Here is a 20811-nt window from a genome sequence, read left to right on the forward strand (position 1 = left end):
GGCGCAGGTCCCGGAGGGGTTCCGGGACCTGCAGCCGCGCGAGGCCAGATCAGGCGGGAGTGATGTTCTCCGCCTGCGGGCCCTTCTGGCCCTGGCCGATGTCGAAGGTCACCTTCTGGCCCTCCTGAAGCTCACGGAAGCCGTTGGCGTTGATGTTGGAGTAGTGCGCGAAGACGTCCGGCCCGCCGCCGTCCTGGGAGATGAAGCCGAAGCCTTTTTCGGCGTTGAACCACTTGACGGTTCCGCTGGCCATGCTGAGAGCCTTCCAGTTGATACCGGACCCGCACCGCGCGGACCCGTAATTGACACCCCGGTTCCGGCACCGCACAGCAAAGCGCCCACGCCAAGGCGCGGGCGGACACTGGGAGCCAGAGCATCTGACGATCACGCTACACGGCGAAACCGGACCTCACCAGAGAGCAACGGGCACGCCACCTGCCACCCCGCAGGCACCGATTGCGGTCACGGAGTGCGCGTTCCCGCTGGGCAGCGCCGCTTCGGGCGTATTCCGGTTGGCCTTCTACAGGCGATGGTCGATCCGCAACTCGGCGCGGACCTGGCTTACCAGCGCACTCTCCCGTTGCGAGAAGACCTCCTCCAATCGCCGCATCTCATCGTCGTCCGGCGCCACGAGCTCGAGGTCATCCGGGCGACCGTTTTCCATTGCGTAGAACTCTCTTTCCTCGTCCGCGGTCTCGTACAGCTCGTAGAGCTGTTGGACAGAGGCCGAGGCGAACGCTTGCACCTTGCCTTCAGCTCGCGGTTATCCGAGTTGAGGCCGGCCGGGTCACAGCCGCCCCGGGCAGCGACCCGGCCGCCTTGTGGGTTACGTCAGTGGTGCCGCGCAGGTTGTGCTGTGGTGGCCTGTGTTGCCACAGCGGTTTGGGCCTTGGCCCGGGCACGTCTGCTGTAGCTGATGGTCCAGAAGATCAGTACGCCGGTGACCGCGTACGGCAGGATGCTGTTGACGGTCACCACCTGGCCGTGCGCGAGCGTGTAGACCAGGGCGATCCGCAGTACCGCCTCGGCGACGTAGGCCAGGCCCCAGACCAGGGTCAGGTTGCGCTGCACAATACGGAAGCTCTCGTACTGCCACAGGCCGTTCCACCAGGCCACCTGTGCGGCGGTGCCGTCGGTGGCGAACTTGCGGCCGAAGTAGAACATCAGCGGGCGAGGCGCCGCCAGAGTCAGCAGGCACAGTACGCCGAACAGCCCGGTGACGAAAGAGTCCTTCGCCAACAGCAGCCTGGCGTCGTGCGGGCCCACGAACGAGACGACGGCAGTGAGCGCGACGAAGATCAGTGATATGACCGCGAACTCGTCGGCCCGCCGATGCCAGGCCAAGTAGACCGCGATGTCCAGTACCGGGCCGAGACCCGAGAGCAGGACAGCGGTGAACTCGCTGTAGCCGTGGGCGTGGAACTGGTTGTAGATCAAGATCGGCGCGACCACGTTCAGGCCGATGCTCAGAAGCCAGCCCAGGGCAGCAGCGGAACCTTTACGGGCAGGCGGATGCGAAGACAGGTCAGACATGGATGTTCCCCCCGAGGGATGAAAACGATGTGGCGCGGACTGTCCAGAGCACATTCTTTCGGGCGGCTGGCCCGGTGATCAGAGCGGGGTAGGCATCCAGGCGGCCCAGATCAGAAAGTTGCCCGTTGCGAGCCGTCTGCCTTTTGGACGTAGGTTTCCGGACGGTGGAGTTCTACACCGACTCACGGGACACCGGCATCCACCTGCACCAGTACGTCAAGGCCAGCCGGCCCGCCCGGTACGGCACACTGCTCGCCGCACTCACCGCTCCGTTCACGGACGCCGAGCTGCTGGCCCTGCGGGTGCGCTGGGTGCACCGAGGGCTGACACGGGCGCACCGGCTGGCCGATACCGCCGCCCGCCACATGAGTCGTCACGAGTCTGTGCCGCCTGAATCCGTCATCGACCTGGAATGGCTGCTGCAGGAGCTGGGAGCGCTGTCCGCAGTCTGACGACCGCTCACAGCCGGACACCGGCTGGCGGCTGGCGCCGAGCCGGTCGGCCTCCACTCTGGCGCTGCGGCCAGCCGGAGCCGGGCCGCGGTTACTGGCCGAGCTGCCGACGGAAGACGTCCATCATCGCGGCGTGGGTCTGGTCGCTGGCCGCGATGTGCGCGGGCGAAGCCAGGTACGTCTGCAGCTCGTCGTAGTCACGGCGCCGCTCGGCCGCCCAACGGCTACGGAAGGCAGCCTGCTCCGGGCCGGCCGCACCTTGTACGGCGTCCTCGACAACCTGGGAATCCGGCGCCTCCCTGGCGTGCTCCAACTCCACGGCCGCCAGGACCTGCTGGCCGTCCGTACGGTTCTCCAGCCACAGCACCAGCCCCGGGTGCTCGGCGAACATCAGGCGCAGCCGCTCCCGGCCCTGCACACCGGCCGCCAGCCGCAGGAGCCCCTTCGGGAACGCCGCCCGGGCGGGCGGCAGGTATAGGGACGCCAGCTCCTGCCCGGCCAGCCCGAGTGCGGCTTCCACCCCCGCGGCCTCACGCTCCACGACGGCTGGCCCGGCAGCGCCCTCGCCCTGCTCCGGCCCCGCTGCCTCTTCCCGCTCCCGCACGCCCCGCCCCTTTGTGACCGCCGTCTTGACCAAGCACCGCAGCGTAACGCGATCAGAGGCGGTGTAGGGGAGCCGTGCTGTCGACCCAGTGCCAATTCACCGGCTGCCACTGTCGCTTGAGGGCAGTGCGCTCTTTGGCGTAGGCGCGCAGCGCGTCCTCCACGACCTGGCTGAGGTCACCGAGGGAGGCGGGGCACGGGATGCGGAGCATGAGGTGCTGCGTGCGGTGAACGAGGATCAGCTCGCCCGCGGGGGTGCAGTCCGCGAGGGTGAAGTGCTTGAGCAGCTTGAACCGCTTGTCTTCCAGGTCCAGTCGTTGGGCTCGGACTCCCGTGGCCGTCCAGGCGAACAGCCCATAGCGGTTGAGGTGGTAGATCCGCTCGCGTGCGGGGTCGGCGGCGATTTCGAAGCAGAAGCCGGTGAAGGGGCTGTCACGGTGCAGGTGCATGCCTCCGAGCTGGCCAACGTCGCGCCCTTGTCGCTAACCAGGACGAAGGCGAAGCGTTGGCCGCGGCTGCCGCCCCGGTAGTTGTGTCCGTAGACGGGAACGACGAAGAGGTCCTCACGCACCACCGCAGGCCGGCCGAGCCGCGCGTCGTCCCAGTCCCACTGCCACGCGGTCTGCTCGACCTCCGTGAGGTACTCCGTCAGCGAGGGCCGCGGCCGGTGGTCCATGCCGACCGGCCTGCCGTTGAACAGGGCGTCCGGCCTCAGGTCGTCTTCCGTGTGCTTGACCGGCTCTGCCTCCATCGATGCCAGGGCCCGCAGCGTCGGCTTCGAGGTGGGCGTGAGGGGCTGGTCGGCGATCGACACGATGTTGTCGAGCCGGTCGCCGTAGTTGTAGAGCCCGTACTCGCCGGTCGTACACAGCAGACGGCCGGCGGGAGTCGTGCTGATCCAGGTGGCAAACGGGTCGCGCGGACCGTCCTCATGTCGGCTGCGGGGCATACCGTAGTGCGCGGTCACCGCCGTGAGGTCTGCGGTAATCAGATGGGTGTGGTCTCCGGGCCCATTTGCCGCGAGTGTCCCGTCGGGCAGGACGCACAATCCCTTGACCCACCACAGATCCCTGCCCAGCCCTGTCGTCGGGCCGCCGAGAGTCGTGTCCTGGTGCAGGTCATCCTCGCGTGCCCCGAGACCGCGGTGGCGAACACGGTGCCGTCGGGGGCGTAGCGGGTCACCAGCGAGTAGCCAAAGTGCGCCTTCGCCGGATCGGCCTCGTCGTCAGCCACACCGTAGGTATAGCGGTGGACGCTGGAGAGCGTAGATCTCCCCGGAGGGCGCGGTGGCGACATCGTCAACCCTCACGCCCCAGCCGTCGGTGTACTTGCGTTCCAGGTCGACCGCGTGGTGATCGACGAGAGCGGACGGCAGCGGCACGGGTATGGCGTGAGTCATCAGGCCATACTCGCCTGCCCCACTGACAACCCTCCTCCCCTACTCGTCCTCACTCAACCGGCGTCTCATGGGCGCGGTCCGGACACGCTCCCGCTTCCCGGCCCACTCGGGGTGGTGGCCGCCCAGCTCGCGCGATGCCGTAAGCTGGGCGTATCGACGCGGGGTGGAGCAGCTCGGTAGCTCGCTGGGCTCATAACCCAGAGGTCGCAGGTTCAAATCCTGTCCCCGCTACTAGCAACACCGGCCCCCTCGACGCCAACGTCGAGGGGGCCGGAAGTATGTGGGGCGCTGAGCTTACGGGGCGGGTGAGGCTGCCGCGGCCGACCGGGTGGTGGCGTCTTGCAAACATCGGTCAGGTGCCGTCCTGACAATGCTGGTTGGCGTCGTGGATCTCCTCGCCGAGCCTCCTTCCACCGGCCCGCCTTGCCGGTCAGCGGGTGGCGCGGATCATCACGGTGAGGCGGGGGAGGTTGGCGAGGGCTGGCTGTGCCCGATGTCGTCGCACCCCCATGCCCGGTAGACCGTGGACTTTGCGGTGAGGGCTAGCTGCTGCCCGGTGCGGGCACGGCGGGGCGCTTCCCCCGTGGGCCCGCACTGACGCAGCGAAAACCGGTGTCGTTGTCGGACATGGTGGCGTTGGCGTCGTTCGTCAGCGCCGGCGCCGCACGTGTGAATGGGGACGTGAACGCGCTGCCCTTCAGCTCGTGCCGGCCTGGCTGGGTTTCGGTCGCGCACCACTCCCAGGTGTTCCCGCACAGGTCGAACACGCCGTACGGGCTCACCCCCGACTGGTAGCGGGAGACCGGAGTGGTGCGCTCTATCCCGGAGTCCTGGACGTTGCACTTCGCGGCCGTCGGCTCGTCCCCCCCACGGGTAGGTGCGGCCCTTGGCACCGCGGGCCGCCTTCTCCCACTGCTGGCTCGTGGGCAGCGCCTTCCCGGCCCACTTCGCGTAAGCGGCCGCGTCCTGCCAGGTCAACCACACCACGGGGTGGTCGAAGATGCTGTCGGGGCACTTCCCGTCCGGCCAGTGCTGTGGGGCTGGGTGCCCGGTGGCCCGTACGAACCGGGCGTAGTCGGCGTTCGTGGTCGGGTAGACGTCGATCAGGTACGCCTCGGTCCACGTCGGGGTGTTGTCCGGCCCGGACAGGAAGATGCCCTCTTCCACGGGGACCATGAGCTTTCCGTCCACGGGGCTCTTGGTGTACCGGGCCTCACGCCGTAAAAGCTGCTCCGCCCGTGCGTCCTCGTCCGCCGCGGCCCGCTCGGTGATGGCCGCCGCGAACCGCTCTTGGACCGCGGGGCCGGCGGTCGCGAGCATCGTGTCGAGAGCAGCCTGATTCCCGAGCCGGGGCTCGATGTTCTCCCCGCCCGTCTCCCATCTGACCAGCATGCGGTGACTGACGCCGACTTGGGCGGCGAAGTCCCGGCCGTTCACGCGCAGGGCCTTGCGGAAGGCCAGGACCTCCCGCCCCGTCCACCTGACGACGATGGTCATCGCGGCCGCCCTACAGACGCTCGCCCGGAATGGCGAGGTAGGCGTCCCGCAGTTCATTGAGCAGCGGGTGCTCGGTGGCCATCGGGACGTCATCGATGCTGGACAGGGCCCGGACGCCGATGCTCGTGTTGGTGGCGAAGGCGGCGTGCATGCCCTGCGCCTCGGTGAGGGTGACCGGCGCGGTGTGGTGCTGGCCGATCTGCTGCAGGAGCGCCATCGTCACGCCCGGGAGGACGTCGGCCTTCGGCCACACGATGCCGTCCTCGCCGATGAAGCCGACGTTCCAGGTGCCGCCCTCACTGACCCGGTCGTCCGGGCCAATGAACAGGGCGTCGTCGTAGCCGTCCAGGAGGGCCGTGCGCCGTGCGTGCAGAGCGCCGAAGAGTCCGAGATGCTTCACGGCCGGTACGTCGCGCTCGTAGCGGATGGACTTCACGCGCAGCGGGGGCATCGGCAGATCGGCGGCCGGCCGTGCGGTCACCAGAACGCTCGGGGTCTGCGCCTTGTCGGGGTGGCCGAGCTCTACGGCCGGGTCGAAGACCGTGACGCGGACGACGAACGAGCCCGTCATCTCCCCGGTGGCTTGCCGGACGTAGTCCAGGACCAGCTGCGGGTCCAGGTCCGCGCCGAGCACGGTCCGGCAGTCCCGCACCAGGCGCTCCATGTGGAGGCTCAGGCCGCGCACGCGCTGGTCATCGACCCGCATCGAGGTGAAGTGGCCGTAGTTGGTGAGCGCGAGGGTCTGCAGGGCATCGGGGGAAACGGGTCGTCCGTTCAGGGTCGCCATGTTCATCAGGATGGCATCAGACCCCACAAATGCCGATAGTGGTCCAGCATTTGACGGCGAGTAAGTTCGCCAAAAGTTCCTTCCGTTGCCCTGGCGCCCCGGTGTTCGCTAGTTACCTGCCGGATACTCAGGGTTACTGGAGGGTGTTGTCCCATGCTTGCCGCGCCGCCACCGCTGGCGTTCATCTATGACCGATGCGTCACCTCGAACCCAGCGATGCTCGGCGTGCGCCTGGAGGCCTGCGAGGAGCACATCGCCGAGCGGGGCTGGGGCGATGGCGGCCAGTTCGTCGACCACGGCGACGACGCCCTGACCCACACCACCCGGCCGGCCTTCGAGGAGCTGCTGCGCGCGATGGTCGCCGATCCCGGCCGCGAGCGGGTGTGTCTGGTGTACGACTGGGGGCGGTTGAGCCACGACGCCGTCCACCGCCAGGAGTTCACACACAGCGTGCTCGGTGCCGGCGGCCTGCTGGCCACCATCACCAGCGAGGCCGTCCGGATCGGGGCGGTCCCTGACGGGCGGCTGACGGTCGGGCCGGTGATCGCGTGAGGCGCATCGTTCCGTTAGGTGTCACCGTCACCGCGCGGTTGGCGGCCGGGCACCTGACCGCGTACATCCTCCTCGACGTCACCATCATGAACGACGCCGCCAGGTCCCAGGCCACTGCATCCACTCCGGACGCACCGCTGCCCCTCCCCGACCCGTCGCCCGAGCCGGGCGCCGCATAGACCGGCGTCGGCCATGGGCGCTCCCCCCGTCGTTCATGGCCGACGCCCTCCTCTTCCACCCCGTCACCGACAGAGAGAGCCATGTCCGAACCCCTCATGTACAAGGGCCGTCCCGTCCCATACATCACTGCCTGGAGCGATGAGCAGGTGCGGCAGCCGCCGGTCATCGCCGTGGGCGGAGGCATCGCCTATGCGGGCCCGACGTCGGGTCGCGGGTCGGACGGGATCCTGTGGCAGCTGTGGGGACTTCGGCAGGGGTGTGGGGAGCCGGCCTGGAAAAAGGTGCACGGGCCCCGTCAGCGGCGCGCCATGCGCAAGTTCCTCTGCCAGGTGTGCGGTGGGCCGGCGGACCGCGACGAGCGGGGCTGGCTGTGGCTACTGGAGGACGACCGAGCCGAGGGCCCGACGTGGCCCAACGGACACATGACCGTGCACCCGCCGGTGTGTCAGCCGTGCGCACCGATCGCCGCGCTCCATTGCAAGCACCTGCGGCGCCACGGAGCCGTGCCGGTACGGGTCGGCGACGCCACCCTCGACGCCGTGTACGGGCAGCGCTACTACCCGGGCCCGCTCGGGCTGGTGGGAGGTGAGAAGGAGGTGTTCCACATGAGCAACTGGCGCGCGCAATGGGTGCTCGGCGGCCAGCTGGCCGCGTCCCTAGCGCGGTGCACGGTCCTGGACCCGGCCGAGGTCGGCATCGAGACCCCGGCGCCCCGAGAGGCGGTACGCTGGTGACCGCCGCCGTGGCGTCGGCCGCACCAGTGCGCATCGACGTCGACCTGATCCAGCGTACGTACAGCACCGTACTGGGCGAGCCCCGGCTCGGCCGCCCGGACCTGGAAAGCGAAGAGCAGCGTGCGCACCTGGCGGGGCTCCTGCGCGGACAGCTCCGCTGGCTCCTCCAGGGCATCGAGGGCAAGGTCCCGGAAATGCGCGGCGAGACGCGCAAGACCACGGAGTACGTCATCACCCGTGTCCGCGAAACCCTGAAGGTCACCTTCGCTGAGGCCCGGGACCCCGACCATCTATTCGACCTGGCGCTCCTCACCCGGTCGCTCCTCACCCTGTACGGCCTGGCGGCGCGGCCCGGGCCGTTTCACCTGCAGCCCGGAAGCCCCCGGCCATCGATCCCGTCAACTCCTGCGACTCACTCTGTCCTCTGACGGTGCGGCACAGCACTAGGAGTTGTCGTCAAATGTCACGCCCACATCAGGAGCGATGCGAGGGTGACGGCTGCCTGGTAGGACTCGGCGGTCTTGTCGTACCGGGTGGCGATGCCGCGCCATTGCTTCAGTCGGTCGTGGAGGCCGTCATCGGTGATCTTCCCTGTGGGGGTCCCCTTCTGCCCTGGGCACTGGTGTCTTCGGGATGAAGACGGCCTGCCGGTCCCCAGCGGGCGGGAACATAGAACGTCTGCATGGTTACCATCTCGCCCTGTCCTGAGCCCGCCCGGGCCAAGGGCATTGGGCCGCCTGGCCGGAGACGGACGCAAGGTGCAACGTGCCGTCCTCCCGTCTCCGCTCTCGTCGTTGTGCAAAAACCAGCGTGACGCCGTCGCGGCAGGGGGAAACGCTGGCTCCAGGGAACACACTGGGGAGGGGCGGATGGGGTTCACCGCGGTTCACGCGGACTGGGGTCGGCTGGATGCGTCGCTGGACGATCTCGGGTGTGGTCGTGCCTGGGCGGACGTCCATCGCGTCAAGGGGCTGCAGCTGGCGTGTCCGGAGTGCCGGGGGCGGGTGTTCGCGCGGGTCTCGCCGCAGCGTGCCCGGCACTTCTATCACCAGGTGCGGCCGCGCGACTGTGAGCTGGCGAACGAGTCACCGGAGCATCACCTGCTGAAACTGGAGCTGGCCACCGCCGCCCGTGCGGCGGGATGGAGAGCAGAGCTGGAGGTCAGCAGTGAGGTTCGGAACTGGCGTGCCGACGTGCTGGTCTTCGATGGGCAGAACCGTCCATTCCTGGCTCTGGAAGCACAATTGTCGGCGATGACGCCGCAGGATGCGCGGATGCGTACGGACCGCTATGCGCAGGATGGTGTGGCGGTGTGCTGGTTCGGGTTGGAGGGGCGGCCGTGGGAACGGGCCGTGCCCTCGCTGCGGGTGGAGTGCTCCAAGGACCGCGGGGGCGGCTGGACGGTGCGGCACGGTATGGCGCGCTACACCTGGGCGCCGCGCACGCTGGCCGCGAAGGCGGGATGGACACACATCACGTGCCCGCTCGGGGATGCGATCCGGTGGATCCTCGAGGGGCGGGTGCACCCCCATACCGGTCCGGGCGGCACGGTGTGGTGGACGGCGGGCGCGTACGTGCAACTGGCGGACGCCCGCGCCAGGCTGGAGGCGGCTGCCCCGCGAACCATCGCCGCCGAACTGGGCCGTCGGACCGCCGCGGCACGGGCCGCTGCCGCCGAGCAACGCGTCCAGGACGCCCTGGCACGCGCGCAGGAGGAGCAGGCGGAGCGGGAGCGTCTGGCCGTCTTCTTCGAACATGCGGGAATGGACGCCGCGGCGTGGCCCGCCTTCACGCAGTTGGTCCGCTCCGTCTCCGGAAAGACAGTCGAGTACGGCGGCCAGAGCCCTGCTCATGGCAACGGGCTGCTCGTCTACAGCCGGCCACGCGAGGGCCGCGAGTTCAGACTCGCCGGTGTGGTGTGCCCCGATCCTGGGGCACTCTCCCAGTGGCCGGCCGACCTGACGATCCTGGTGCCCGGCCAGACCTGGCTCGCCCGCATCCAGGCCGCCGCCCGCACCCCGCTGAAGGTTGCGGTGCTGAACCCGGCCACCAAGCGCTGCACCTTCCTGCGCGTCGGGCCCCAGAGCTCGGATCTCACAGCGCCCCGGGGGCGCCTCGGCAGCGGGTGAGGGCGCGGCCGGACGGGTCCCGGCAGTGCAGGCTCGGTGTCAACAGGTTGGCGAGGTCCCGGCGTTGCTTCGGTTTGCGGTCAACCGTGTGTCAGGGAGGCCGGCGCGGCGTGGGAAACGAAGCGTCCCGCTTCGGATCTTGCACCCGACACAAAGTGCGACGCCGTCCGGGTGTCCGGCGACGGCTCCGTGCACTTCATGGGGCCAAGCCGCGTCTCCCCCGCCTCGCCGCGGGCAGGAAACAACCGCCGGTCCCGGCGACCGGGGTATCACACCGCGCGCCGCTGCCCCACCATGCCGTACGGCCAGCACCACAGGCAGGCTGCAAGCCTGCGGGCCTTTCTGGGGCACGAACTCGGCCAGAATTGTCCGAGCGTGGCCTCTGACCTGCGGTGACACAAGGAGGCTAAGGAGACGTCGTGTTCGCGCCGGACGCCGAAGCCGCTGGCGGCCGGCCTGCCCGGGCTGTCACGATCAGCCGGTCGGAGGAGGGGGCGGGCATCGGCTGCCGCAGCGCTCCGCGTCCTCTTCCCTCTGTGCGTCCTGTGGCCCGTCCCGCACCTCACGATGCCTGAAAGGTGCTGTTATGTATTGTTTCTGTGGCCGCTCTGACGGCGATAGCGGCGGGGCTGATCCCTCGCCGCCCGCCGTCTCCTCCTGCGCGCGCATGGTTGCCGGGACCGGGGCGTGACCGGCCGGGCCCCCAGGCGGGCGGCCGGGGCCGAGTCGGGTGCTGTCGAACTGGCCGAGCTGCGCGCCTGGTTGCTCCAGGTGCGGCAGGGCAGGTCCTTCGCTGAGCTGTCCGCGGCGGCCGGTGCGGCCGGGCATCCGGTCACCGAGCGGACCCTGCGCCGGGCGCTCGACGGCCGTGTCCCCACCTTCACGGTGGTGCGGGCCTGGGCTGCCAGTGCGGGCGCGGACCTCGCGCAGGGCGAGGATCTGCTGACGCGGGTGCGCGCCACCCGTGCACCCCGGGCGCGGGAGGGGTACGACGCCTCGCGGATCCGCACGCGGGCCGGTCTGCTGCGGGCGATGGAGCGGGTGCGCGCCCGGGCCGGGCAGCTCTCCGAACGGGAGCTGGCGGCCCGGGCTGGCCTGCGGCTGCCGAGGTCGACGCTCGGCGCGGTGCTTCGCGGCGAGAGCCCGGTCACGGCCGAGCTGCTCCAGGCGTTCCTGTCGGCCTGCAAGGTGCCGGACGCCGAGGCGCGGGCGCTTCTGGCCGCCCGTGACCGCGTCGACAACCCGCCGTGGAGGGGCGTCGAGTGGTATCCGTGCGCGGTCGCCGAACGCGCCCACGAGGAGCGGGAATACGAGCGCAGCCGGGCCTGCTACCGGGGCATCACCGACCCCGACGAGGACGACGGCGGCAGTGCCTGGTACGAAGCCCGGCTGCGCGCCGAACGCCTGGACCCCGGTCTGCTGACCGATGACGAACTGGAGGAGCTGCAGGCCGAGGCGGCGGCCGCCGCGACGCAGCTCAAGGAGGAGCTGGAAGGGGAGCGCGCCCGGCTGCGGCAGATGCTGCTGCGGCACCTCCGTGATCCGCGGTAGCCGGGCGGAGCGCCGCGCCCCGCTCGAGCCCCCTGCGGGCAACTCCTGTACCGCACACGCATATTCAGGTCGCCCCGCCCCCTTTCCGGAGCAAATGAGACGCAGATCACCCCACGGGATCAAATTTCACCCGCCGAGGGGAAGGAAAAGGAGGGCAAATCCCCCTCCGGAGGGTTTCCCAGAGTTGATCGATCCATATTCGATCATGCTGGAAAAGGGGCCCGGGGCGGGAGGCGATAAACTCGACCCCGTCAGGCATCACCACCTGAGAGAAAGGCAGCAAAGCCGCATGGCCGACCTCGAGAATGAACCGTCCGAGTCGGCCGAGACACCCGATCACAGCCCCGCCGAAAAGCCGTCCGGCACGCCGGGCAAGGCGGCGTCCTTCTACCGTGCCTGCCGGCTCGGGATGGAGACGGCCTACTGGACCGTGGGGATCGTCCACTACGGAGGACCCCTCGCCAAGCAGGCGTGGCTGCAGGCGCAGGAGCAGCTGTCCGGGCTGGTCCAGCACCTTTGACAGGTCCGCAGAACCCGGTCCCACGGGCTAGGTGGTCCCGGGTCCTGCGGCCGTCTCGGCCCCTCCCGGGAGTCCTGGAATGTCGCATCCAGCGCGGACTCCCAGAAATGTGAATTACATCCGAGACCGTGTCCGACGAATCATCGTTGCCGATTCGTCGGACACGGTCATTCTACCGTGCCGCCGCATGGAATCAACTGTCCGCGAAACTGGTTTCCGGGAACCGGATCCCGTGACGGAATTCATGATGCAATATTCGTCCCGAACTTTCAGGATCCGTGAATCTCTCATCATTCATCCGGGATGATTTCCAGGGACTGCCGTCCCGTGCATGTTTCGGTTTTCGTCTTCGTTGTGACGTCAGACGTGATGGTGGAACTTTCATTTCCAGTACGGCATGAGACTTCGGCGCGAAGTTTTCCGGTGTGTCAAACCGTCGTCCCGGCAGCCAGTGAGTACACGTACCGGTACGAGCGGCGCTACGGAGCTGTCTGTGCCTCTCCCCCGCGAGCAACACCCGAGGCTCCTGGCAGGTGTTGGCTTCGCTCACCCTTCGAGGCCGCCGTCATCCGGTGCGTCGGCCGCTGTGGCGGGCGTGGCCAGCAGGGTGTCCACGAGGGCCTGGTAGCGTTCAGGTCCTCGGCCCAGTCGGGCACGACGAGGTACTGGACGGTGCTCAGGGTGATCGCGGCCTCGCCGAGCCGTCCGGCCGGTGCGATGCCTCCGATGCGGACCCACTGGTCCCACATCGCGTCGTCCATCAGCTTCGCCAGGATCTCCGGGTCATCGTCCGCGCGGCGCAGCAGCAGCGTCATCAACGCTCCGCTCGCCCTGGTGCAGGCGCGTACCGCCGCGCACAGCAGCCGGTCGTCGGCCTCCTCGACCGCGCGGAGCAGACCTTGCAGGCCTTTTGCCAGAGGGGAGCGGGCGCGCAGGTCGATGCCCGCGCGGTCGGCGGCTATGTGGGCGGCGCCGATCCGTTCGATCTGCTCCGGGGGGCCGGTCCAGACGCTCGCCCAGGCCTCGGTGAGCTCTTCGGGGCTGAGATCGTCCATGCCGCCGACCAAGAGGCGGGCGCCCACCTCCACCAGGGTCTTGTCGAAGACGTTGGACACCGACCGCGGTTGTGGCAGGGCCAGGCCCGCGGCGGCGGCGTGCGCGCGCAGGATCCCGTCCAGGTCCCGCCCGATGGCGCGCCGCCCGGTCAGCAGCCGGGCGGCCATCTGCTGCCGGGCCTCAAACGCGTCGTTGTCATCCCCCCGCGGGATCTGTGCGAGGGCGACGTCCGCCCGCTCAAGGGGCCGCCGGAGAGTCTGGGTCACGGCCTCGCGCAGCCGCTGCGCGGTCTGCGGGGTGTCGTCGATGGCCCAGCACGTCCAGCCGACCCAGCTGATGCTGCGGCCGGACCTGGACACAGCCGCGAGCCACGCGGCCCGGTGGACGATCTCAGGCCGGATCCGGCCCGCTTGGGGATCGGTCCACTGTGCTGTCGGGGCCAGCCACAACTGCCGGCGCCACCGCTCGAGCTGGTACGGGGTGACGGCCAGTCCGCACCGGGTGACCTCGGCGGCCAGGGCCAGCTCGAGGGCGGAGGGCGGTGTTCGGGTCATGGCCGGCTCCTGCGGTCCTGGTCTGCCACGATGACGCCGTAGACGGCTGCCGCCGATGCCACGGCACTCGCCCACGCCTGGCTCTGCGCGGCCATGACCGCGGTGACAGCCACCAGCAGCAGCACCGGCAAGCCGGGACCCTCCCCAGGCCGGGGCGGACGCATCCTGCTCACGCAACCGATTCCTCTCAACAGGGGTGGCCGGACGGCTCCTTGGTCCCCCGCCCGTACACGCGGCCGCGGCGCGGCCGGTACCCCTATCCCGCCACACCACCGACATCCGGACGGGAAAAACCTCGCGGGGCACCCGCACGAGCGGCGGCACCTGCCAGGCGACCGCCGCCCCGCGATGGTCAGTCGTCGTCGGGGGCGCTGCCCACCCATGCGACCGGATCCCCGTCGCCATTCAGGCCCCAGTGCAGGGCGCCGGTCGCGGTCACGTGGTCGGCATCGAGCACGCAGGCACGGCCCCACCGGGGGTGTTTGCCCGGGCAGATCCGGCTGAGTACACCGTCATCGAGTGCATCGACCGCCTGCCGGAACCGGTCGGCGAACCGCTGGAAGCGGGGCTGCAGGTCAGCCCCGGCCCGCAGCTCCTCCGCCTCGATGCGGGCGGCCGCCCCTCGCACCGCAGGGTCCGCCAGAACCTTCTCCAGCACCCAGAAGGCCTTGTCCTGGGGCATCCGGCGCAGAGCCTGCAGCGCACGCAACCGACCGGGCCCGTCTTCCACTTCCACGTCTCCTTCTTCGTGTCCTGCCCTGGCACGAGGCCGTGGCAGACGTCCACGCTTCCTTCCAGCCCGGGCCGCCGCTGCACGGTGCCCAGCCCTGAGGACACCACGGCAAGGGCCGGTGACGGCCAGCGCCTCCCGTACCTGCCCGCCCTGGCATCCCAAGGGAGTAGCAGACGGCTGTTGCGCGCGTCTGTGCCCGGGCTCGGCTGCTCCCGCCGGACATGGCTTCAGGCAGGGAGCGCCGCGTCGTCGTCGGACATCAGTCCGATGGCGCGCAGGAGTTCCTTCTGGTCGGGGTACAGCTCGTCCTGCTCCTTCTTGAGAACGCTGGCGGGGTTGCGCAGCCAGCTGCGGTAGGGGCGGGTGTCGTCGGGCTGGACGAGGTCCTGCCCCAGGCTGTGGCGGTGGCGGGCCACCTGGTAGTAGAGCTGCCACTTGAACGCCCACTCGGGTGCCCAGTAGCGGTCGATGCGGGTCAGTTCCAGCAGGAGACGGCCGTGGATCTTGTGGTCTTCCTTGGCCGTTCGCCGGTTCGCCAGCTTCTCGCCCAGTGGGTAGCCGTCCGGGGATCTGTAGCTCTTGAGAACGGCGAGGCCGCCGCAGTCGCGGGCGCATTCCTCGGCGTGGGCGATGAGTTCGTCGCGGTCTGCGTCGGCCACCTTCCACACCATGCCGAGCGTGTTCAGGTATTCGGCTTTGGCGGGGGCGAGTTCGCCCTTGCCGTGCGCGTTGCGCTGCTGGCCCAGCCAGGTGTAGAGGTCGACGCGGTGGGGGTCGGTGGGTAGGTCGGCGGCCTGGCGGCGGGTGGTGCGCAGGTGGCCGTGTTCGGTGTGGAAGTCCTTGGCGGCCCTGGCCATCTCCCACCAGGCGGTGTCGGTGGCGGACTGGGGGTTGAAGACGCGCAGGTGGAGGACGTCGGCGATCTCGCGGGGGGTGAGGGTGACGCCGTCGGTGCCGACGATCTCCGGGAACCCTCCGGAGGGGCCGAAGGGCGGGCCGGTATCGGGTGCGAGTTCGACGGTGGGCTCGATGGTCTGTTCGGCCAGGGGCGGCTCGTTGCCGGGCGTGGGGTTGGCCGGCTGCTCAGGCGGTTCGCTGAGGCTGGTGGTGGGGACTCGGTCCTCGATGCGCAGGTCGTGGGCGCGCAGGGCCAGCAGGATGTCGTAGAGGGGCTGGTAGGCCTCGGCGTTGAGGTGGTCGGCGGGGTCTTCGTCGGGGCGCAGGTAGATGGGGACCAGCAGGGTGGCTTTGTCGGTGCTGGTGGGGTGCAGGCGCAGGGCGCGGCCGAGGGCCTGGACGACGTCGGTGACGGAGGCCTTGGGGGCGGCGAAGCACAGGGCGTCGACGGTGGGGACGTCGAGGCCTTCGCTGAGCCATTTGGAGTTGGCCAGGACGCTGAGGTGGGCGGGGGGTTCCTCGGCGGAGAAGGTGGCGAGGGTGTCCCAGCGTTCCGGGTCCTCGCCGTGGGTGGAGCGGGCCCACATAGTGGGTGGCTTCAGGGGGGCGGTGGTGCCGTGAGTCGTTTCGGTGGTGGCGCCGTCCAGGGCGTCGCTGGTGGCGGTCAGTGTCTCGATGAAGGCGTTGCCGTCGGCGATCTTCCTGTGGAAGGTGAGCATGCGGCGCACGTCGTAGGCGGCGCAGGCTTTGAGGGTTGCAGTGGCCAGGCTGGTCAGGGCCACGGTGTCGGCGGCGGTCGCGGTGCGGGTGCGGCGCAGCTGCGGCTGGAGGGTGGGGTGGTCGACGCCGACCAGGACGATGCGGTAGTCGCGGGCCAAGTCATCGGCGATCGCGTCGCTGAGCTGCATTTCGAACGAGCGCCTGCCGTAGACAACGGGGTCGTCCATGCTGGCGACGACGTAGTTGCCCTGGTCGCGTGGGGCGAGGGTTTCCGCGTAGGCGGGGTCGGCGGTCCAGATCCGGGGAGTTGCGGTGCAGTAGAAGCGGCGGGCGGCCGGGATGACGTCGGTGTTGTGGACGGCCGCCCAGGCCTTGTCGGCGCTGCCGGAGGTGCGGTGCCCCTCGTCACAGATGATCAGGTCCCAGTCGGGGATGAGACCTTGCTGGTGGGCGGTGATCAGCGTGCCGTGGAACTCCCCGCTGTCCACGAGGTGGGCGTAGGTGGCGAAGACGGTGTAGTGGTCGCTTCCGTCGAGCAGGGCCGCGAGGTCGGCGGCCCCCGACACGCGGATGACGCCCTTAAGGGCGTCGGTGGGGCCGCACACCGCCAGCCACGTGCCCAGCTCGCTGCAGTCGGCATGGAAGGCGCGGATGGTCTGCGCGAGCACGTGCAGGGTCGGCACCAGGACCAGGCAGCGGCGGGCATGACCGGACCGGGCCAGTTCCTCGCGGACCCTGGCCTGGACGAGGGTCTTGCCCGTTCCGCAGGGCATGACGATGTTGCAGGCCGGCGCGTGCCGCAGTTCTTCGACACTGGCCCGCACGGCGACCGTCTGATGAGGCCTGAGGCTTTTGCGTTCGGGTTCGGGGCGTTGCGCGGGGATGAGCATGCGAGCGTCCTCGGTGGCCGAGCCGCGGACAGCGGCAGGCGGTGTGTGGTGAGGGGTCACAGTTCGAATACGAGGTAGGACATGGCGGTCATGTCGACGGTCATGCCGGTGTCGCCGAAGTAGGCGTCCGCGACGCCGTCGGCGACCAGTTCCAGGGCGGCTTTGCCGTCGCCCCGGTCCCGGGCGGCCAGGAGCGCGATCGTGTCCCGTGCGGTCAGGTTCTCGTTCAGCCAGCGCTCGCGCGGGGAATCGCTGCTCTTGCCGGCGGGGCTTTCGAATCCGAACGTGGCGCGGACGTTGGCGCGCAGGCCTCGCGCGGTGATCTCCGCGTCGACCATCGCCGCGGTGACGCGGGGGCGCCGGGTCTGGCGCACTGCCTGTTCGAGCCGGGCGGCGAACGCGGCCGGCGGGTGCTTGCGCTGGCCGCGCAGGTAGCGGCGCACGGTCTCGGGGTGCACGCCGAGCTGCTCGGCGACCTGCCGCGTGTGGCCGTGGGCACGGCGGTGCAGGTAGGCGACCTGCGCGTGCGGCGTGCGCAGCCGGGCGGGCAGGGTGCGTGCGGCCCGCTGCGCGGCCCGGCTGCGTGCGGTGTCGGTGATGTCCGCCAGGGCGGCCAGCACACGATCGACTGCCCTGGCTTCGCGGGTCGCGTTCATGCGCGCGCCCATCAGCGGCCTCCCTCACGGATCGGGGCCATGTTCGGGTGTTTCGTCTTGGAGGCGGGGTTGACGTCCTGGGCGGCCCAGGACAGATACCAGTCCATGGAGTGGACCGCGTCGGGCTTGACGAAGCCGGGGTTGGGGCCCAGGCGGAAGCCGCCCTTGTGGCCGACCAGACCGAGGATGCTGGGGTCGGCCGAGGCGTAGCCGATGCAGTCGGTGCGGATGGCCAGGGGCACCGCGCCGGTCTCTTCCAGAGTTGTCATGATCTTGCGGTGGAGGTTGACCCGGGAGCGGGCGATGACGGCCGCACGGATGTCGGGCCGCCACAGAGGCCGCTTCAGCGCCGCCCACGGCGCGTGCGGGTCGCCGGAGCGCCGTCCGGGCCGGTGGTCCCGTTCGCGGAGCTTGCCCAGGCCGCCCTTGAACGTGGCCTTGAGGGCCGCGAGGACCATCAGATCCGTGGCGTGTTCCTCACGGAAGTCGGGATCGGTGAGCTGGGCCATGGCCGCCATGAACCGTTCGGCGAACGCGTCCGGGTCCTCGCCCTTGTGCTGTGCAGTGACACCCAGGCGTGCATAGACGTCCATGTAGCCGTCGCGCAGCCTCGTGTACCAGGGGGTGAGGTAGGGGCCCGCGCCGAAGGGAGGAAGCGGCGGCAGCGTGGTGCGCTCGCCGTCCTCGTCGAGTTCCGTCTCAGCGGGCTCGTGCGGGGTCAGCCCCAGGCGGGCGGCCTGCTTGGCATCGGGCCGCACGTAGGCCTGCATCGGCCCCGGTTCAAAGCCCCGCTCCACGGCGTAGGCGATGGTGCGGGTCTCGTACCAGCCCGGGCCGGTGGGGTGTGTGCCGTCAGGGGTGTAGGGGCTGGGCAGGTTCTTGTCGGCGGGCATGCCGGACAGGTCCGCCAGCCACGCCCCCGGCAGGTGCTCGTCGAACGGCGCGTGCGGCAGGTGGTAGGGGGCGCAGGTGCCCACCCGCAGCTTGTTGGCGGAGGCCCCGAAGTCGACGTTGACGTCGAAGAACACCACGTAAGGGAACCTGCGTTCGGCGTCGGTGGGCATGCGCCACCACTGCGTCGGCTCCTCCATCAGCGTCTGCGCGGGGTCCGTGTGATCGCGGCCGCGTGCCAGGGGATGCTCCGGCGGCGCCTCGCACGGCGCGGGATCCGCGGCGGCGTGCAGGGCCCCCTTGACCCAGGCGGGCCCCACCCGGCCGTCCTCGTAGCGCCAGGCCCGGGTGGGCGGGCGCATGATCTGCATCAGCTCCTGCCCGGTGGCGGCCGTCGAGCTTCTCGGGGTGGTGGACGCCTGGCTGTATCCGTTCAGGAAGTCCAGCACCTCGGGGAGAGAGGCGGTGCACTGCTCGGTGTCCTCGTCCCAGGGCAGCGGCCAGCCGTAGGGGGCGCTGAGGGCGCCCCAGGAGAGCACCGCGAACTGCACCGAGCGGCGCCGACCGTCCTCGGGCGGCAGCCATACCCTCGGCCAGGCGCTGAACCACGGCCGCTCGCCGTGGCGTGAGACATTCCAGCCGCGCTCTGCGATGTCCTTCAGGACCGAGTGGTCCGCGGGCAGAGCGCGGGTCGCGTCGTCGGGGGCCTCGGGCAGGCCCAGCCGCCGGGCCGCGTCGGGCATCAGCACGACCAGCGGATCGCCATCCCGGCCGTACGGCTTGATCCGCTTGGTGCCCAGCGGCCGGTCAAGGACCCACTCGGCGATGTCGACCACGCCGGCCGCCTCGCAGGCCAGTGCGGAGCCGCTGGCCGTGTAGGCGGAGCCAGAGCCGTCCAGTACGACGAACGGGCCGTAGTCGAAACGCCGGCGCTTGCGCTGTGTGACGGCACCTGCCCTCTGTTGGTCGGCCGCGTCCTGAGCGTCGGCGTCTTCGTCTCCCACGCCTTCGCTGAAGGCGTGGGCGGCGTGCGCTGCAGCGGCACGGCTGGCACCTGCGGGCCATGCCCCTGGGCGCGGTTGCTCAGCCCCTGTGCCAGCCTCAGCGCCTGCCGGGGCGGCGGCAACGGGGCCGGCCAGCTGCGGCACGGCCGCCTCGCGCGCATCCGGCTGTGGAACCGGCCGCGGACCGCCCGATGCGGGTCCCTCTGCCTCTGCCGTTGATGCCGTCTGGGCGGTGCGGGGCGGGGCAGGCTGCTGCGCATGAGTCGTCGGCTGTGCGGTGGGGGCTTCGTACCCGGCGTTGATCTGCGCCCTGGGCTTCGCTGCGGCGTGCCCCGGTTCCTGGAAGCGTGCCCGGCGCAGATCGGCTTCCAGCCCCACGGTGGCCAGCACCCCGAAGTCGCGTTCAGCCACCGTGACGGTCAGTTTGCCGTCCCGGTCGGCCAGCACCAGCGTCGCATCGGCATCCAGCGATGCCACCACCTGCGGATCGTCGGTGTCCACCACTGCCAGAACCGGCACCTTCAGGGTGGCAGCCACACCGGACAGGACCCGCGCTGCCGTCGGCAGTGCCGCACCCGACAGCGGCAGGTGGGCGGCCTCGGCCCGCTGCAGACGGTCCACGATCACCAGATCGAGGCCATCGACATACGGGGCACTGTCGGCAATCGTCTCAGCGCACAGGTCGGTTCCGTCATCGATGTAGAGGCGGGCCTGGCGCAGACGCTGAGCGGCGTCCTGCGCGGCAGCCGCCTGGGGGCCCGTCAGTGTCCCCGCCCGGAGTTCTTGGTAGGGGACCTCGGCCTGCGACGCCACGATGCGGTTCTTCACGTCCCAGCTGCGCAGTCCGGAGGCCGCATACAGGACCGTCCAGTCCTTGGCGAAAAGCGCCTCCCGGGCAGCGGCGGTGGCCAGCAGGCTCCCGCCCGTTCCAGGAGCCGCCGCGACCAGCACCAGCCGGCCTGCGGCGCTGCCTCGCACCGCCGCATCCAGGCCCGGCAACCCGAACGTCAGCGACGCGATGCGCTGTGCGTCGGCAGCGACAACATCCTTCGCGGCCACCAGCCGCCGCAATCCTGCAGTGAAGGACGTGATGCCGGGAGCGGGACGTTCGGTGTCGGCCATCAAAACGGCCACCGGATCGCCATGCCGGGTCAGTACCTGCGGCGCGCCACCTGCTGCGGCCGCTACCAGGTCCCCCAGCTTCGGCCTCGCCGCAGTGACGGCCACCTTGTTCAGGGCCTCAATCAGCGTCCGGTAGTCCGCACCCAGCCAGCTCAGCGGAGCCAGCACGGCGCTGTCGGCCTCCCTGCTGATCCGGGTCACTGCGCCACGCTCGGCGTCGCTCACCAACTGCGGCAGCTGGGTGCGGGCCTTGTGCACGCCCAGCCGCTGTCCACTCGCGCCGTCGACTGCTGCCGCACCCGACATACACACCTCACAAATTCCGTCATGCACTCTCCACGAGAAGCGTAA

General features: G+C 70.1%; 22 protein-coding genes, 1 tRNA gene and 1 pseudogene. 9 read left to right on the top strand and 15 right to left on the bottom strand.

What is annotated here, in order from left to right:
• Nucleotides 1-49 precede the first annotated feature (49 nt).
• The 3 genes from AC07DS_RS16700 to AC07DS_RS16710 all read right to left on the bottom strand — a co-directional run bounded on the left by AC07DS_RS16700 (nucleotide 50) and on the right by AC07DS_RS16710 (nucleotide 1533).
• Entirely contained in the window at nucleotides 50-253 is a 204-nt protein-coding gene (locus AC07DS_RS16700; protein ID WP_479145964.1) for a cold-shock protein, read from the bottom strand.
• Between the two features lie 267 nt (nucleotides 254-520).
• Nucleotides 521-745: a hypothetical protein gene (locus tag AC07DS_RS16705; RefSeq protein ID WP_479145965.1), complete on the bottom strand. Its 225-nt coding sequence runs from the start codon at nucleotides 743-745 to the stop codon at nucleotides 521-523.
• 86 nt (nucleotides 746-831) lie between these two features.
• Nucleotides 832-1533, bottom strand: a complete 702-nt coding sequence (locus tag AC07DS_RS16710) for a VC0807 family protein (RefSeq protein ID WP_479145966.1) — start codon at nucleotides 1531-1533, stop codon at nucleotides 832-834.
• Nucleotides 1534-1697: 164 nt separating this feature from the next.
• On the opposite strand from AC07DS_RS16710, the gene AC07DS_RS16715 reads away from it, so the two are divergent.
• Nucleotides 1698-1985: a hypothetical protein gene (locus AC07DS_RS16715; RefSeq protein WP_479145968.1), complete on the top strand. Its 288-nt coding sequence runs from the start codon at nucleotides 1698-1700 to the stop codon at nucleotides 1983-1985.
• A gap of 91 nt (nucleotides 1986-2076) precedes the next feature.
• Here AC07DS_RS16715 and AC07DS_RS16720 read toward each other — a convergent pair whose 3' ends face one another.
• The 3 genes from AC07DS_RS16720 to AC07DS_RS16730 form a co-directional block, all read right to left on the bottom strand.
• On the bottom strand, nucleotides 2077-2589 hold the full coding sequence (locus tag AC07DS_RS16720; protein ID WP_479145970.1) for a hypothetical protein: 513 nt from the start codon (nucleotides 2587-2589) through the stop codon (nucleotides 2077-2079).
• 52 nt (nucleotides 2590-2641) lie between these two features.
• Nucleotides 2642-3037, bottom strand: coding sequence for a hypothetical protein (locus AC07DS_RS16725; protein ID WP_479145972.1), 396 nt, complete (start codon nucleotides 3035-3037; stop codon nucleotides 2642-2644).
• A gap of 776 nt (nucleotides 3038-3813) precedes the next feature.
• Entirely contained in the window at nucleotides 3814-3987 is a 174-nt protein-coding gene (locus tag AC07DS_RS16730) for a hypothetical protein (protein WP_479145973.1), read from the bottom strand.
• Nucleotides 3988-4144: 157 nt separating this feature from the next.
• On the opposite strand from AC07DS_RS16730, the gene AC07DS_RS16735 reads away from it, so the two are divergent.
• A tRNA-Met gene (locus AC07DS_RS16735) sits at nucleotides 4145-4218 on the top strand.
• 219 nt (nucleotides 4219-4437) lie between these two features.
• On the opposite strand, the gene AC07DS_RS16740 is transcribed toward AC07DS_RS16735, so the two are convergent.
• Together AC07DS_RS16740 and AC07DS_RS16745 are read right to left on the bottom strand one after the other, a co-directional pair.
• Nucleotides 4438-5484, bottom strand: a complete 1047-nt coding sequence (locus tag AC07DS_RS16740; protein WP_479145975.1) for an SUMF1/EgtB/PvdO family nonheme iron enzyme — start codon at nucleotides 5482-5484, stop codon at nucleotides 4438-4440.
• Nucleotides 5485-5494: 10 nt separating this feature from the next.
• Complete coding sequence (locus AC07DS_RS16745) at nucleotides 5495-6271, bottom strand: aminotransferase class IV family protein (protein ID WP_479145977.1); 777 nt, start codon at nucleotides 6269-6271, stop codon at nucleotides 5495-5497.
• A 153-nt stretch (nucleotides 6272-6424) separates the two neighbouring features.
• Here AC07DS_RS16745 and AC07DS_RS16750 point away from each other — a divergent pair, with 153 nt between their 5' ends.
• The 4 genes from AC07DS_RS16750 to AC07DS_RS16765 all read left to right on the top strand — a co-directional run bounded on the left by AC07DS_RS16750 (nucleotide 6425) and on the right by AC07DS_RS16765 (nucleotide 8165).
• On the top strand, nucleotides 6425-6823 hold the full coding sequence (locus AC07DS_RS16750; protein ID WP_479145979.1) for a recombinase family protein: 399 nt from the start codon (nucleotides 6425-6427) through the stop codon (nucleotides 6821-6823).
• A gap of 38 nt (nucleotides 6824-6861) precedes the next feature.
• Entirely contained in the window at nucleotides 6862-7002 is a 141-nt protein-coding gene (locus AC07DS_RS16755) for a hypothetical protein (protein ID WP_479145981.1), read from the top strand.
• Nucleotides 7003-7083: 81 nt separating this feature from the next.
• Entirely contained in the window at nucleotides 7084-7737 is a 654-nt protein-coding gene (locus AC07DS_RS16760; protein WP_479145983.1) for a hypothetical protein, read from the top strand.
• Nucleotides 7734-8165, top strand: coding sequence for a hypothetical protein (locus AC07DS_RS16765; protein ID WP_479145984.1), 432 nt, complete (start codon nucleotides 7734-7736; stop codon nucleotides 8163-8165). Before AC07DS_RS16760 ends, AC07DS_RS16765 begins: the two co-directional genes overlap by 4 nt.
• 35 nt (nucleotides 8166-8200) lie before the next feature.
• Here AC07DS_RS16765 and AC07DS_RS16770 read toward each other — a convergent pair.
• A pseudogene (locus AC07DS_RS16770) lies at nucleotides 8201-8311 on the bottom strand (IS5-like element ISMt1 family transposase); the annotation flags it as partial.
• Between the two features lie 295 nt (nucleotides 8312-8606).
• Between AC07DS_RS16770 and AC07DS_RS16775 the strand changes: the two are divergent.
• From AC07DS_RS16775 to AC07DS_RS16785, 3 genes are all read left to right on the top strand, one after another.
• Nucleotides 8607-9866, top strand: coding sequence for a competence protein CoiA (locus AC07DS_RS16775; RefSeq protein WP_479145986.1), 1260 nt, complete (start codon nucleotides 8607-8609; stop codon nucleotides 9864-9866).
• 687 nt (nucleotides 9867-10553) lie between these two features.
• Nucleotides 10554-11417: a hypothetical protein gene (locus AC07DS_RS16780; protein WP_479145987.1), complete on the top strand. Its 864-nt coding sequence runs from the start codon at nucleotides 10554-10556 to the stop codon at nucleotides 11415-11417.
• A 289-nt stretch (nucleotides 11418-11706) separates the two neighbouring features.
• Complete coding sequence (locus AC07DS_RS16785) at nucleotides 11707-11937, top strand: hypothetical protein (protein WP_479145989.1); 231 nt, start codon at nucleotides 11707-11709, stop codon at nucleotides 11935-11937.
• A gap of 479 nt (nucleotides 11938-12416) precedes the next feature.
• Here AC07DS_RS16785 and AC07DS_RS16790 read toward each other — a convergent pair whose 3' ends face one another.
• The 6 genes from AC07DS_RS16790 to AC07DS_RS16815 form a co-directional block, all read right to left on the bottom strand.
• A complete protein-coding gene (locus tag AC07DS_RS16790) occupies nucleotides 12417-13547 on the bottom strand; it encodes a hypothetical protein (RefSeq protein WP_479145991.1) in 1131 nt (376 codons plus the stop codon).
• Nucleotides 13544-13720, bottom strand: a complete 177-nt coding sequence (locus AC07DS_RS16795) for a hypothetical protein (RefSeq protein WP_479145993.1) — start codon at nucleotides 13718-13720, stop codon at nucleotides 13544-13546. Before AC07DS_RS16795 ends, AC07DS_RS16790 begins: the two co-directional genes overlap by 4 nt.
• Nucleotides 13721-13899: 179 nt before the next feature.
• On the bottom strand, nucleotides 13900-14283 hold the full coding sequence (locus tag AC07DS_RS16800; RefSeq protein ID WP_479145995.1) for a hypothetical protein: 384 nt from the start codon (nucleotides 14281-14283) through the stop codon (nucleotides 13900-13902).
• 224 nt (nucleotides 14284-14507) lie between these two features.
• Complete coding sequence (locus AC07DS_RS16805; RefSeq protein WP_479145997.1) at nucleotides 14508-16787, bottom strand: helicase associated domain-containing protein; 2280 nt, start codon at nucleotides 16785-16787, stop codon at nucleotides 14508-14510.
• Between the two features lie 56 nt (nucleotides 16788-16843).
• Nucleotides 16844-17455, bottom strand: coding sequence for a telomere-protecting terminal protein Tpg (tpg, locus tag AC07DS_RS16810; protein WP_479145998.1), 612 nt, complete (start codon nucleotides 17453-17455; stop codon nucleotides 16844-16846).
• A complete protein-coding gene (locus AC07DS_RS16815; protein WP_479146000.1) occupies nucleotides 17455-20766 on the bottom strand; it encodes a type II toxin-antitoxin system prevent-host-death family antitoxin in 3312 nt (1103 codons plus the stop codon). The genes tpg and AC07DS_RS16815 overlap by 1 nt, the downstream gene beginning before the upstream one ends.
• Between the last annotated feature and the right edge of the window lie 45 nt (nucleotides 20767-20811).

The organism is Streptomyces sp. NPDC044064, assembly GCF_056434245.1.

What these genes read in the sequence shown, in the direction of transcription:
- AC07DS_RS16760 (WP_479145983.1), top strand. Translation starts at nt 7,084, where the DNA reads ATGTCCGAACCCCTCATGTACAAGGGCCGTCCCGTCCCATACATCACT.
- AC07DS_RS16815 (WP_479146000.1), bottom strand. Translation starts at nt 20,766, where the DNA reads ATGTCGGGTGCGGCAGCAGTCGACGGCGCGAGTGGACAGCGGCTGGGC.
- tpg (WP_479145998.1), bottom strand. Translation starts at nt 17,455, where the DNA reads ATGGGCGCGCGCATGAACGCGACCCGCGAAGCCAGGGCAGTCGATCGT.
- AC07DS_RS16740 (WP_479145975.1), bottom strand. Translation starts at nt 5,484, where the DNA reads ATGACCATCGTCGTCAGGTGGACGGGGCGGGAGGTCCTGGCCTTCCGC.
- AC07DS_RS16775 (WP_479145986.1), top strand. Translation starts at nt 8,607, where the DNA reads ATGGGGTTCACCGCGGTTCACGCGGACTGGGGTCGGCTGGATGCGTCG.
- AC07DS_RS16725 (WP_479145972.1), bottom strand. Translation starts at nt 3,037, where the DNA reads ATGCACCTGCACCGTGACAGCCCCTTCACCGGCTTCTGCTTCGAAATC.
- AC07DS_RS16745 (WP_479145977.1), bottom strand. Translation starts at nt 6,271, where the DNA reads ATGGCGACCCTGAACGGACGACCCGTTTCCCCCGATGCCCTGCAGACC.
- AC07DS_RS16750 (WP_479145979.1), top strand. Translation starts at nt 6,425, where the DNA reads ATGCTTGCCGCGCCGCCACCGCTGGCGTTCATCTATGACCGATGCGTC.
- AC07DS_RS16710 (WP_479145966.1), bottom strand. Translation starts at nt 1,533, where the DNA reads ATGTCTGACCTGTCTTCGCATCCGCCTGCCCGTAAAGGTTCCGCTGCT.
- AC07DS_RS16790 (WP_479145991.1), bottom strand. Translation starts at nt 13,547, where the DNA reads ATGACCCGAACACCGCCCTCCGCCCTCGAGCTGGCCCTGGCCGCCGAG.
- AC07DS_RS16785 (WP_479145989.1), top strand. Translation starts at nt 11,707, where the DNA reads ATGGCCGACCTCGAGAATGAACCGTCCGAGTCGGCCGAGACACCCGAT.
- AC07DS_RS16700 (WP_479145964.1), bottom strand. Translation starts at nt 253, where the DNA reads ATGGCCAGCGGAACCGTCAAGTGGTTCAACGCCGAAAAAGGCTTCGGC.
- AC07DS_RS16730 (WP_479145973.1), bottom strand. Translation starts at nt 3,987, where the DNA reads ATGACTCACGCCATACCCGTGCCGCTGCCGTCCGCTCTCGTCGATCAC.
- AC07DS_RS16805 (WP_479145997.1), bottom strand. Translation starts at nt 16,787, where the DNA reads ATGCTCATCCCCGCGCAACGCCCCGAACCCGAACGCAAAAGCCTCAGG.